11 protein-coding genes and 1 pseudogene are annotated in these 11,176 nt (G+C 67.7%); all 12 read left to right on the top strand.

All coding sequences use genetic code 11. The annotated features are described in order from the left end of the window. Positions 1 to 1,781 precede the first annotated feature (1,781 nt). Positions 1,782 to 2,450, top strand: a pseudogene (locus tag ASD42_RS35420) (hypothetical protein); the annotation flags it as partial. After that, complete coding sequence (locus ASD42_RS24850; protein ID WP_056820938.1) at positions 2,450 to 3,274, top strand: ESX secretion-associated protein EspG; 825 nt, start codon at positions 2,450 to 2,452, stop codon at positions 3,272 to 3,274. The pseudogene ASD42_RS35420 and the gene ASD42_RS24850, both read left to right, overlap by 1 nt. Beyond that, positions 3,258 to 4,037, top strand: coding sequence for a YbaB/EbfC family nucleoid-associated protein (locus ASD42_RS24845; RefSeq protein WP_056820935.1), 780 nt, complete (start codon positions 3,258 to 3,260; stop codon positions 4,035 to 4,037). The genes ASD42_RS24850 and ASD42_RS24845 overlap by 17 nt, the downstream gene beginning before the upstream one ends. Positions 4,038 to 4,070: 33 nt before the next feature. Next, a complete protein-coding gene (locus ASD42_RS24840) occupies positions 4,071 to 5,696 on the top strand; it encodes a hypothetical protein (protein WP_056820933.1) in 1,626 nt (541 codons plus the stop codon). Continuing rightward, positions 5,693 to 6,478 carry an ESX secretion-associated protein EspG gene (locus ASD42_RS24835; RefSeq protein WP_056820932.1) on the top strand — a complete coding sequence of 262 codons (786 nt, stop codon included), beginning with the start codon at positions 5,693 to 5,695 and terminating at the stop codon, positions 6,476 to 6,478. Before ASD42_RS24840 ends, ASD42_RS24835 begins: the two co-directional genes overlap by 4 nt. Then, the gene (locus tag ASD42_RS35415) at positions 6,471 to 6,950 is read left to right on the top strand and encodes a hypothetical protein (RefSeq protein ID WP_235569815.1); all 480 of its coding nucleotides are present in this window, start codon (positions 6,471 to 6,473) and stop codon (positions 6,948 to 6,950) included. The genes ASD42_RS24835 and ASD42_RS35415 overlap by 8 nt, the downstream gene beginning before the upstream one ends. Before the next feature lie 5 nt (positions 6,951 to 6,955). Continuing rightward, positions 6,956 to 7,255, top strand: a complete 300-nt coding sequence (locus tag ASD42_RS24825; protein ID WP_056820930.1) for a hypothetical protein — start codon at positions 6,956 to 6,958, stop codon at positions 7,253 to 7,255. A gap of 125 nt (positions 7,256 to 7,380) precedes the next feature. Continuing rightward, a complete protein-coding gene (locus ASD42_RS24820) occupies positions 7,381 to 7,698 on the top strand; it encodes a type VII secretion target (protein WP_063893734.1) in 318 nt (105 codons plus the stop codon). Continuing rightward, a complete protein-coding gene (locus ASD42_RS24815) occupies positions 7,695 to 8,972 on the top strand; it encodes a hypothetical protein (RefSeq protein ID WP_056820928.1) in 1,278 nt (425 codons plus the stop codon). The genes ASD42_RS24820 and ASD42_RS24815 overlap by 4 nt, the downstream gene beginning before the upstream one ends. Positions 8,973 to 8,983: 11 nt before the next feature. Beyond that, complete coding sequence (locus ASD42_RS24810) at positions 8,984 to 9,289, top strand: PE family protein (RefSeq protein ID WP_056820926.1); 306 nt, start codon at positions 8,984 to 8,986, stop codon at positions 9,287 to 9,289. Next, positions 9,290 to 10,318, top strand: coding sequence for a PPE domain-containing protein (locus ASD42_RS24805; RefSeq protein ID WP_056820923.1), 1,029 nt, complete (start codon positions 9,290 to 9,292; stop codon positions 10,316 to 10,318). Continuing rightward, positions 10,315 to 11,109 carry an ESX secretion-associated protein EspG gene (locus ASD42_RS24800; protein ID WP_056820922.1) on the top strand — a complete coding sequence of 265 codons (795 nt, stop codon included), beginning with the start codon at positions 10,315 to 10,317 and terminating at the stop codon, positions 11,107 to 11,109. Before ASD42_RS24805 ends, ASD42_RS24800 begins: the two co-directional genes overlap by 4 nt. Positions 11,110 to 11,176: the final 67 nt, after the last annotated feature.

The following is an 11,176-nucleotide window of genomic DNA, read 5'->3' as shown; positions in this document are numbered from 1 at the left end:
ATCGCCTCGATCCCGTTGGCGAGGCCGAGGATATCGGCGACATGATCCTCGCACGCTGTCGTCAACGACTTCAGCGTCGCACCATCGACATTGAGCAGCTGAAGTTTGCCTCGGTCGGCGTTGGCGAGTAGGGCGGGCCACCCCGTCGTGCCGTGTCCCGTCGAGCCCGCCATCGTGCCCACCTCTCCTGCCGTTGTGCCACACCTCGTTGTTTTCCTAGCATCGACCAGCTGATTCGGTGCGGGTGTGGGGATTCGGCGGTGCTCGCGTACACCGGCTGTTCATCCGCATCCACGAGCTCGCCGACCGCGATCGGACAATCCGCGAGGTCGCGGGCTCGGCGTGGTTAACCGCAGATGACGAAACCGGGATCATGTGTTCGCTGACCTGAGCGGCCGGGTCGGTCGTGTTTAGGTTGGCCGCATCGAGCGGAAGTGTGGTGGGTGAAACGATGGTGGAGCCGAGCGGCGGCGGTAAGACCGGGTGGAATGGTCTGCTGGACAACGCCGATAAGGGCAAGCTGCAATTGCTCAATGTCGATGGTGCGACGCTGAAGTCGTTGACGACAGCGTGCGAGGATCATGTCGCCGATATCCTCGGCCTCGCCAACGGGATCGAGGCGATCAAGTGGGACTCGGTCACCAACTGGACCTATAACAATTCCGAGCATATCAACGCGCGAAACTTGACAACCACTCTCCGTAGTATGGAGATGATGTTCCTGCAGTTGAAGAACAAGGCGCTCGAACTGGCCATTGCCTTACGTAAGTATCAAACAGTTGTCGCTGACATGGGTAACACTTTCGCGGCCGCGTATAAAGCTTTCACGCATACCGAGTTGGATAATGAGAGTTTGTTCAACGCGCCGAGTGCGCGTAATCTCGCTCCCGATCTCATCATATGGAGTCCGATCTCGGGCGGTTCGTGGAAGAACGGCCCGCCCAAGGCCACCGGTGGTGGATCCGGCGCGTCCGGTAGCAGCGGAGCGTCCGGTAGTAGTGGCGCTTCGGGTAGCACCATCGACACGCGCGCGCAGCGGGCCGTTGAGGCCGAAATCGAGTCCGGTGACCACTTCTCGCTGATGGACTACCTGAACATCGCGGCGATCTTCGACCGCAACGATGGCAAGGTGTGGGAAATGGCCGGACAGTGGCGAACGGCGTCGACGATCTGGAACAAGTCGGTGGAGAACTTTCGAATGAAAGTCGCACCCGCGTTCACGAGCGGGAATTGGAAGGGCGCCGGCGCCGACCAAGCCGTCGTGTGCCTCAACGCCTATTTCGACCAAGCGAGCGCGTTACGCGCCGCGATCGCCGGAACCTCCGACCTACTCGGCGATACCGGCGACTTCGGCCTCTACTGTTGGTCACACCTACCCCGATACAGTCAAGCCACTTTCGTAGACAAAGAAGTCGACGAGATCAACGGCATCGACGCGGCTAAAGACTTGGCCAACGTCATCAGTTGGTGGGACTCGACCGAGGCAGGCTATATCGGCTACCCACCGGGCATGCGCCAACTCGCCGCCCGCATCCCCGCCTACGCCGACCCCACACCACCCGCGGGCGCCAGCGGCTCGAGCGGTGCCAGCGGATCAGGCGGCGGCAGCGGCAGCGGCTCCGGCAGCGGAAACGGCAGCGGCAGCGGTGGCTCGGGCGGCGGAAACGGCAGCGGCTCGGGCGGCGGAAGCGGCTCCAACGGATCAGGTTCCGGCGGCGGCCAAGGATCAGGCGGCAGCAGCCTGCCGAGCGGTGGACCGAGCAGTACGCAGCCGACGACCNAGCGGCAGCGGTGGCTCGGGCGGCGGAAACGGCAGCGGCTCGGGCGGCGGAAGCGGCTCCAACGGATCAGGTTCCGGCGGCGGCCAAGGATCAGGCGGCAGCAGCAAGGACAGCGGTAAGAAAGAGGACGACAAGAAGGACGAGAAGAAGAGCGGCGGTACCGGCACGTCGACCGGCAGCCCCGGGCAAGCAAGCGGACCGACCGGTCCGGCGACCGGGGCAAGCGGTTCCGCTGGGTCGAGTGGTGGAAGCGGCTCGACCGGAGCCGATCTACTCAGCTTGTTCTCCGAAGTCCTGCAACTGATCTCGTCTGGTCTGCCGAGTCTGGTCCAGCTGGGCAATCAGCTGATCGCCCAGCTCGGCCCTGGTCTGCAAGCCCTGGCCAAGGCCGTCGAGAACGGCTCGATGACGGTGAAGGACGCGATCGCGGCCGCCGCCGAACAGATCGGCGAGGATATCGGCGAGCTCGAGCTCGCCCTGCTTCCGCCGGGCGCGACCGGTCCGATTCCGGTGCTGGAACCGATGATTCGAGCGTTGCTTCCCGAGGGTGATCGAGGCGCGGGCGCACCGGTCGAGCCGGTGTTCACCACCGCCCAACTGCGCACCGAGGCCGAGCCGAGGTCGAGCGTTCCCCTCGGGCGCCAGGTCACTGTGGAGGAACAGCGTTGATGGAAAAGACATGGCATCTCACCGGCCTCGAGTACCGCGTCTTGCGACAGCGATTGCTCGATCGAAACACGAACTGGCCCTTCATCTTCCGATCGGAAGTTCGACGCGCCTACGAGTACGAGTTCGTCAAGGCGCGGGTGTGGGGCGAGCTGCGGGCCAACTGGGACCCCGCGCTCGCCGAGGTGCTGGCCAAGGCTCTCACCGCCGACGTGCGAATCGCTGTGCTCGGTCGCGACAAGCGCGATCCAGCGGACTTCAGCGGGAACATCACGGTGACGGCCAAGCGTTTCGGTGATCGGGCCCTGGTGATGCAAGGGTTTCACACAACTACCCGCGACAGTCACGACCAGCTCGTTTTGACCGAATGCGACGCGAGCGCCCTCACCGCACTGCTGGTGGCCGAGCTGCCCGATGTGGCGGCAGGCAGTCGGGGTCGCGTCGTGCTGCCGAGCCACGACAGCGCGGCCGAGTTCGACCATTGGCACGGGCGAAGCACCCTCTACGACGTGGGCGACGGCGACCACGAAGTGCGCGGTCGTGACTGGCAGCGCGCCCCCAAGGCGACGGTCGGCCGGATTCTGATCACGCACGGACACTCCGCGTTCGGGCCGCGTGGTCAGGTGAGGAAGGCGGTGTTCTGGGAGGACCACGTCGATGACGGTCGATATCTGATCGATATCGGTCCGCCGGTAGCCGCCATCGGCACCGATGCCGCCGGGCTGGCCAAGGCGATCGATCGGCAGATCGGTGAAGTGCTGTTGGTGCGTGGCGATGAGGCGCGCACCGGGTTTGTCCGGGGGAGCGTGTATGACGACGGAGAGTGAGCGCGGCGCGGCCGGTGACCGGCTGAGGGGCGAGGCCACGCAGGTGCTCGACGAGGTGGTCGAGCTGATCAGTGGCATCGCGGCCGCCCAAATCCACCAGCGGCAGTTGACCGCGACGGTGTCGGTTGAGGGTGAGCGGATCACCGTCGTCGCCGACGCGTCGGGCGCGGTCGATCGGATCGAATTCGCCGACGACATCGACGAATTGAGCTACGGCCAACTGGCAAGGTCTACGCTGCGCGCTGCTCAGCAGGCCGCCGAGCAGGTCCGCGCCCGAGCCGATGAGCTGCTCGCGCCACTGCGCTCGCTGCACGCGCGCCTGCCCAAGCTCAGTGATCTGGTCGACTGGCTGCCACCGCAGGACGAACTGCCATCGCCGCCGCGAGCCTCGCTCACCCCACCCGATGAGCGCGGTCCGCGCCCGGACCCCGTGCCCGGTCTCGACCCGGAGACGGTGGAACTCATCGAGCTGCAACAGCAACGCGCTCTGCTCTACGCGGTCGGCGCGGCGCAGGGTGGCCGGGTGACGGTCGCGGTCAACGCCGACGGGGTGATGATCGACCTGCGCCTCTCCGGCAATGTCGGCGATCTCGACTACGACGAGCTCGCCGAGGTGATCGTCGAGTGCTCACGCGTCGCGGTCGCCGCGGTCGCGCGCAAGGTCGCCGCGCTATACGGCACCGGCCGCGATGACCGGCCGCACTACGAAGGGCCGGCCGCGATGGTGGCCGAGCTGAATCTATTCCGGGACCAACTGCGCTGAGGCGCGAAGTTTCTCACCAACACGGGAGTGACAATGGCAGCTGACGAGAACGGTCCCGGCGGGTCACTGTGGACCGACCTGCCGAAAGCGGCGGGTAACGGATTGTTGCTGCTGGAACCGGGGGCCGCGCAGCGGGCCGCCACCCATGTCGAGACCATGCTCGAACTCGTCGTCGGCGCGCAGGACTGGATTCATCAGAACGTCGGCGTCGCGAGTCCGCCGGTGGCGGCGAGTGTTTCGGGTCAGTTGATGTGGACGATCTTCAACGTGAAGTTCGGCACCCAGCTTCTCGATCGAGTGAACAGCCACCGCGACATTCTCACCGTGATGGGAGAGACCTTCGTCGCCGCCGGCCAGAAGTATCAGCGCACCGAGCACGACTCGGAGGTCAGCTTCGACGAGATCTCCTTCGATGAGCCCAAAGGCACACTGCCAACAGGTGTCCCGCCCGTACTGACGGTGCCGAACGCGCCGACCGCGCCATTGCTGGGCACCGAATACGACGCTTTCAGCTTCGGTCCTGAGCTCGGCGCGCAACTGAGCTGGGAGACGCTGTGGGTGGTCTGCAACGGGATCGACGCGCCCGCCGTCGCGGCCGCCGCAAGCGTGTGGTCTTGGCTTGCCACGCATTTGGACACCGGCTTCACGACCCTGCGGACCAGCATCAATTCGGTGTCGGACCAGTGGAAAGGTGCGGGCGCGGAGCGGGCGATCGCCGCGACCGATCACTACGTCACCGTCTCCCAACAACTGACAAAGGATATGAGGCTGATGAGCGACGCGCTGCTTTTCACTTCGGGCTGGCTGCAGCAGACCAAGACCAACGCCATGCCGCCGACCCCGCAGCCGCCGCCGGGGACGAGCATCACCGCGCAGATGCTCAACAGCGTCAACCTGACGCGGTATCAGGAGAACTTCCAGACCTACTACTCCAACAACTACGTGACGACAACGACGCGCATCGTGAAGCTCCCGGTGCCAACCGCGATCAACCCGCCGCCCATCGAATCCTACGACCCGCCGGAGAACCTGCCGTCGAACGAGACGCACGAGGAGGACGGGAACGAGACCTCGTCCGGCGGCGGCGGTGGTGGTGGCACATCACCTGGTTCGGTGCGCGATGACACCCCGGTCGATCAACCGCAGCGCGAAGGCGGTGATGGTCCATCGGGCAATCAGTCGCCGCTGACCGGAGATACACCGGGAGAGGGCACGAGCCCGGAAATCACGACGCCGGAGTCGACACCGGGCCTGTCGGAGCTGCTGAACCAGGACCTGAATCCGCTGAACACCCTGGCGACCAATGAGCCCGAGATACCCATCGGCGCACCGCTTGTGACGAACGCGATCCTCCCACGCGGTGGATTGCCGGTGCTGAGCGGAGTCGGGGGACCGCGCGGCGGTGTGGTCGCCAAGCTGGGCAATATCGAGCCCAAGCTCTTTCCCCGGGTCGCTGCCATACCGGAGGAGCGGTTCGTCGGTAGAGCGGGCCCGGCCGGCGGATACGGACCGGGCATGCCCTTCGGTGGGATGCCCGGCCGCACCGGCAATGGTGACGAGCGTGAGAAGAAGCGTGAGGAGTACCTGAACTCGACCGAGCACCTCGATGAGGCGCTCGGCGTGCCCGAGCGCAGTGTGCGGCCGGTGCTCGACCGATGAGCCGTACCTGGCACCTCACCGATGTCGAGCTGATCGCCGCGTGGGACTCGCTGTTCAAGGACCGATTGCCGCCTCCGTTGTTCGCGCTCTATCGCGGCGAGGACGCCGATGGTTGGCAGCGCCTGGCTGTCGCCGCGCTCGACATGCTCGCCGAGACCGACGACGGCGCGCTGTACGCCGCGCTGAACCGGGTCGCCAACGCCGACGTGGTCGTCACGGCGGAGGCCTTCGATCCACGCGATGCGGGCGATCCGCTACGGCGGGTGCGCGTCATCGCAGCGAGACAGGGCGAGGGCGCGACCCTGATCCAGCAACTGCCAGGTGAAACCATTTGGCACAGTGGTGGTTTCACGGTGAGCTCGGGGTCGGGCGCGCGGCTCGCCGCCGCCGTCGTCGGGGCGCTGCCGTTCTGCGCCGCCGGGCGCGGACCCCGGTTGGTACTGAGTACCGCCGGGCGGGCGGACGGCACCGACTCGCGCTGTCGGGCGTCGCGGGTCTACGACAGCGAGCTGGATGGCGAGCGGGCGAGCGCGACCTGGCTGAGTCAACCGGTCGAGTGCCTCGGCATGATCGAAACCCGGCTCGGTGCGTCGATTTTCGGTCCGCGCGGGGTGCGTCCCTATCGGATCGACTGGCGGGATCTGGTCGGCGACGGACGCTACGCGATCCTGACCGACGACGAGCAGATTGCCACCCCGGTCGACCGCGCGCACCTGGCCGAGTTGATCGGCGCCGATATCGCGACGGTCGACCAGACATTGGAGGACGAACGCTATGTATGACCGCGACATCGAACCGGATGCCTGGGACGCGGGGCTGCCCTTCGACGGATTCGCCACCGGCGATCCGGAGCCGCCGGTTTCCGGTACGGACTCGGCCGGTCCTGCGGGCGAGACCGTCGAAGGTGAGTTCGCCGAAGGTCGGTTCGCCGCCTACACCGTCGATGAGGCGGCACTGCGTGGCGGCGCGATCACGGTGCGTACCACCGACTCCGGCCTACCACTCGCGGTACGGGTGAACGCCGACCAGCTCCGGCGCAGCCCCGCCGACCTCGCCGACGACCTGCTTGTGCTGTGTCGTCAGGCTGCCGACCGCGCAGGCCTGCGTCGGCGGGCCTACCTGGCCGACCTCGGCGTACCGCCGGACGCGCTCGACCTGCTCGGACTTCCGGTTCTGGCGCAGGTCGAGCAAGCCGAACTCGGCTATGAGGCCGACCACGACTATGAGCCGCGCAGCTGGCTGGATCGGGCATAGGACAGATGTCGACTGATTTCGAGACACTGCACGAGACCGCGCGCGCCCGCCTCGACACCCTGCGTCGGCTCGATGACTCGCTCACCGCGCTGCGCGTCGCGCACACCGACGCGAGCGGCGCGATCACCGTCACCGTCGACGCCGGCGCGAAACTGCTCGATATCGCACTCACGCAGGCGATTTCGGAGATGACTCCGGCCGAGTTCGAACGTGCTCTCGTCGAAACCGCCGCGCTCGCCGCGCGGCGAGCGCTCGCCGGACGCGCTGCGTTGGTCATCGAATTCAACGCCGAGATGAACGAATAACGCGCACGTGAACAGCTGGGTTCGCGCGATCCGAGCAGTTGCCGCCGACGTGTTTCTCACTAGATTTCCTGCTCGAACCCACTGTTTTCGAGTTCGCAGATCATCAGCCCGAGGAGGGTGCCGCGATGAACGTAGTCCATGTGGAGCCGCAGACATTCCGTCAGTTCGGCGACCTGTCCGAAGCCGGCGCGGTGGCGCTCGCCGCTGCGGGAGTGGCCGACCAGGTCGCGGTAATCGCCGCCGCGGTACCGGTTTTCGGTCTGATCGGCCAGGAGTTCCTCACCAGCTTCGCCTTCGCCCAGGCCAACCACTTCACCGCCGTCATCGACCTGGCGCAGACCCTTGCCGCCACCGGGCACACCGCGCACGCGGCCGCCGACGCCTACGAGACGAGCGAGCGGCGCAGCGCCGAGTCGTTCACCCCGCTCGGTCGAGCGAAGTGACCTCCCCGCAAGCGGTACTCGCGGGGATCGGGTTGCCGACCTTGCCGCAACTGCCTGCCCTGCCGCCGCTGCCGGGGTTGCCGCCGCTGCCCGTGCTCGACCCCGCCGCGCTGATCAAGCCGGTGACCGATCTGTTCGGCGGCTTCGGTGACGGGAATCTGAACGGGACGGGCGCGGTGAGCCCGCAGGCGGTATTGCAGACCGTTGTCGATTCGGTGAGTACCGCGACGCAGCTGCTGTCGACGGGGCTGCAGCTGTTGCAGTCGATGGAATCGGCTGGGGCGAAAGCCGCAGCCGGGGCCGCGACCGAGACCATGGCAACCTCGGCCACGATCTCGGATCAAGCCATGCGCGTCGACCTGACAACGGCAGCCGCCGCGGGCACCGTCGCGACGGGATATGCGCAAATGGCTATGGTGGCAACGCGATTCGCGATGACATCGGTCGCGCTCGGGCCGACGCTCGTCACCCCGCCCGGACAGGCGGCGCTGTTGGCGAGTGCGATCGAGGCGGGGTCCGAGGCGATGGCCATCACCGCCGAGACCAAAGCGCGACTGGTCGGGCATACGGCCGAGATGACCGAGGCGGGCAAGCCGGTGCCGGTCAAGAAGCCGAAGGTGCCCAAGGTGGCGAACAGTGCGCGCGCGGTGGCGACGGCCGCCTCGCCCACGACCGGAACGGTCAGTCGAGTTGCCTCGACCGCTGTGCCGGAACCACTGGGGGCGCAGACGACTTCGACAGCGGGCCAGGTCGACCTGCAGCAGGTGTTCAGCCAGCTCCAGCAGGTAGTTGCCCCGTTGCTTTCCCTCGTCGGGCAGGTCGGCACACAGGTGCTCCCACAGACCACGTCCGGCACCGAGAAGCCGGCGGCGACGACAACCCCGAAGAGCGATCTGACAACAGCTGCCGCACAGCCACTGTCGACCGCCACGTACGGTGCGGGGCCGGTGACGCCCGCCGCGACACCGCTCGGCGCGTGGCAGGTCGACGGGGTGCTCACGGGGCCGACCCTCGGCGGCGCCGGGGTTGCCCCGGGCGCCGCGGTGACTGTCGGTGAAGTGCTGCCGCCGCTGCTGCCCGGATCGGGAACCGGCGGGCTCGCGGGGCTCGATCGCGCCCGATCCGGCGGCTCGCATGAGGAGTTCGTCGACGCCCGCCACGTCGACGAACTGGTCGGCGGACCGCCCGCTGACGCTTCGACGCCGGTCATCGGCGTCACCCCGACCTGCGACGCCGCCGGGCCCACCAACGACGACATCAAGTTCAGCCTCTAGGAGGATTTTCCATGAGCCGCATTGAAATCGATCACGAACTGGCCAGGACGGCCGCCTGCCGACTCGACCAGCTGGCCGACGGCCTCGAGGGCAGTCTGCGCCTGCGGACCACGTCGCTGAGCCCGGTCGCCGCCGCGCTCGACCCGGTCTCGCGGACAACCGCGCAGACCGTCGGCACGGTCGGTGACTCGTTCCAGCAGTCTTACGCGGGCGGGATCGACCAACTGCGTCAGGTCGCGGCCAACCTGCGGGCGCACGCCGACTTGGTCGAGAGCACCGAGAACGATGGCGGCGATCTCTTCCGGTCGCTGATGTAAATGCTCGAGCCGCCGCAAGCCGGGTTCACCGGCACGATGTGGAATGCCGTTCCGCCGCAGCAACTCGCGACCGAGCTGGGCACCGGGCCCGGCCCCGGGCCGATGGCTGAGGCGGGTGTGGCATATTCCGCGCTCGCGCTCGGCCTCGCCGGGGCAGGCGCCGAGTACCGCGCGTTGCTGACCATGATCGGCACCGCGTGGGCCTCGGAGTCCAACGGTGACGGGCTCGCCCAATTGGCGCTGCTCGCTGACTGGTTCGACGACATCACCGCGGCGGCGACCGAGAACGCGGCCGTCGCGGCCGAACAGGCGGTGTCGTACGAGATTGCGCACCTCGCCATGCCGCACCTCGGCGAGCTGACCGCCGCGATCGACGCCGCGAAGGAACTGGTGAGCGGGACGTTGCTCGGCGCCCCGCTGGCCGGGATGCTCGATCAGGCCGAGCACCAGGTCGACGAGCTCGGCGACCTCGCGGCGAGGGTGATGGCCACCTATGAGTCCGCGAGCACCCAACTCGCCACCCCGTGGGAGCAGGATCCCGCGCCCATGGTCTCAGCGGCGGCCGCGATGCTCGCCGAGCAGGCGTTCGCCCGGCCATCCGATCCGCCGCAAACACCCGAACCGAAGACCGCGACGGTCGCACCGGAAACCCTGACCGGCGCGGTGCCAACCATCGACCTGTCGAACCTGCACCTGCCTGCCCCGACTCCGACGGTCGCGGTCGGGGCCGAAACGCTGGTCATGACCCCGGTCGTTTCCTCGACCGCGCCGATCGCGACAACCGTTGCGCCACAGCTGGGTTCGGCGATATCTGCGGCGTCCGGCGTCCCGCCGCTGGTCGCGCCGCCGACCACACCGGCGGCGACCTCGTCGACGACCCCGTTCGTGAGCGGGCAACGGGCGAGCGCGGCCGAACCCGAGGAATCGGCGAACTACAGCGTGGTCGAAGCCGGTTTCGCCACCGCGCCCGCCGTGCTCGGTGGCGTGCGCGCGGCGGTTGGTTCGGGCGATGGTGCGGGTGCCGTATGACGACGCTCACCGTCGACGGCGTGCTCACCGTCGCGAATATCCTCGGAGTTCAGGTACTTCCGCCCGTGCTCGCCGTCCGCAACACCCATCGGACACCTGGTCGGTTCGCGGCAGCGCGAGCGGCGACGCTGTCAGACCTGCGTGCCGACGGTGTGCTCGATGACGAGCACACCGTCGTCGACGACGACCTGGCCGCCGCGTTCGCCGTGCTCGCTCGCCCCGAACGCGCGCTCGTGCTGCGGCTGCGGCGCGCCAACGCGATGACCAGGGTGTGCCTGGCGCGGCGCGGGTTCGCCCACGCCATCGCGATCCGCGCGGGCGACGGTCTCGACGTGCGCTCGGTCTGGGGCGACGAGGACCCGGTCGAACTCGCCAAACCCCTGGTCGGTGTGCTCGGTCGGTGCCCGCCGGCGGATGTGCCGACACTGACCGCGCCAACCGACGACCTGCGCGCCCGCTTCGATGATCCGGCAATCGACCACGCCGAAGCGGCCTACCACCTCGGGCTCTCCGAACGCGATGCCACCACGCTCGGGCTCGCCCTGCGAGAGCGGACCGCACTCGGCGAACTGGTCTGCTACCACAACGGCGAGCGAACTACGGCGTGGGCAAGCCGGGCACCCGCGACCGCCGCCGTCTACGACACCCCGGCCGGCCGCGTGATCGCCGGTGGCCGGATCGCCGAGGACGGGCGCGCGTGGACAACCCTCGCTCCCGGCAGCGACCGCCGCCTCGTCCAGGTGATCGCGGCGATTATCGAGTCGTTGCCCACCGGTCGGTGGATGCCGTGAGTCGTCGCTGAATTATCCCCCGATAACGTCCGGAGAATCTGCTCCGGCAATGTCACATCCCTCGATG

Origin of the sequence: Nocardia sp. Root136, assembly GCF_001427185.1 — a bacterium.
In the GTDB taxonomy this organism is placed as follows: domain Bacteria; phylum Actinomycetota; class Actinomycetes; order Mycobacteriales; family Mycobacteriaceae; genus Nocardia; species Nocardia salmonicida.
This window is presented reverse-complemented; position numbering and strand designations above follow the sequence as displayed.